2 protein-coding genes are annotated in these 1,219 nt (G+C 37.3%); both read left to right on the plus strand.

From position 1 onward, the window contains the following. Positions 1 to 189 (plus strand): hypothetical protein (locus HMPREF0519_RS14100; protein ID WP_220094608.1); only part of this gene is annotated, 189 nt, incomplete at its 5' end. 325 nt (positions 190 to 514) lie between these two features. Then, positions 515 to 1,219, plus strand: a 705-nt coding sequence (locus HMPREF0519_RS12640) for a protein rep (protein WP_040472847.1), incomplete at its 3' end; no start/stop codon positions are given.

Below are 1,219 nucleotides of genomic sequence, written 5' to 3' on the forward strand. Positions count from 1 at the left end.
ATTGACTACTGGATTAAGATACTTTTGCGCATGCAAAGAAAAGCACCCCTGCTTTTTTGCCTGCCTTACGGCGAGTACGGGGTGAGTTTGAGCGGGGGCTCCCGCTCATTTGTGGGGTCCAGCTGGTTCAGCTGGTCAGTATGGCTGAAAGCCATGGTCTTAAAAAAGCAGTTCAGCGATTTTTGCTGATCTGCTTTTTGGGGGTTTGAAACCGTCGTTTTTCGACGGTTTCTTCTTATCTTGATACTAGTATGATCAACTAGTTTTTTAGTGTTTAGTCTGTATCCCTTGATTTTATAGGCTTTTGGTGTATTATTAGGGTTATAAATTGGTTGAAAGAAAGACAAAATAAAAACCCACGTGAAAATCTCCGATTGGTGTCCGAGCACGTGAGTTGTTTATCTTTTTCATTTGTAGCCTTTATTTTAGGTGTAAAAGCCTTTGGTGTCAAGGTTATAAGCTTATTGAAAAAGATAGTCAGCTCCTTCACGTGGATAAACTGGAGGAGCTTTTTATGTCAGAAATTTTTGAAGATAAAACTGAAAATGGCAAAGTTAGACCTTGGCGAGAACGGAAGATTGAAAATGTTCGTTATGCTGAATATTTGTCGATTTTAGAGTTTAAACGAGCACATGATATTAAAAACTGTGGGGAAACTTTACGTTTTCGTAAGATCAATAATCAGTTAAAACTCTACCAGACTTGGTTTTGTCAGAAACGCTTATGTCCGTTGTGTAATTGGAGAAAGAGTATGAAAAATTCGAGCCAATTAAAACAAATTATTGCGGAAGCAGTTGCAAGAGAGCCTAAAGGACGGTTTTTGTTTTTAACTTTAACCGTTAAAAACGCTCATTCAGCAGAGGAGTTAAAAGTGTCTTTAAGAGCTTTGACTAAAGCCTTTAATAAGCTAACTCGCTATAAAAAAGTGACTAAAAATTTATTGGGTTATTTACGTTCAACTGAAATTACCGTTAATGAACAAGATGGGTCATATAATCAGCATTTACATGTTTTATTGTTTGTAAAATCTAGTTATTTTAAGAATTCAAATAATTATTTAGCACAAGCAGAATGGGCAAAATTATGGCAAAAAGCCCTGAAAGTTGATTATGAGCCTGTGGTGCATGTACAAGCGGTAAAAGCTAACAAACGCAAAGGAACTGACTCTTTGCAAGCTAGTGCCGAAGAAACGGCGAAATACGAAGTCAAGTCCGCCGAT

The sequence above is a fragment of the Lentilactobacillus hilgardii DSM 20176 = ATCC 8290 genome (assembly GCF_000159315.1).
Classification (GTDB): Bacteria; Bacillota; Bacilli; order Lactobacillales; family Lactobacillaceae; genus Lentilactobacillus; species Lentilactobacillus hilgardii.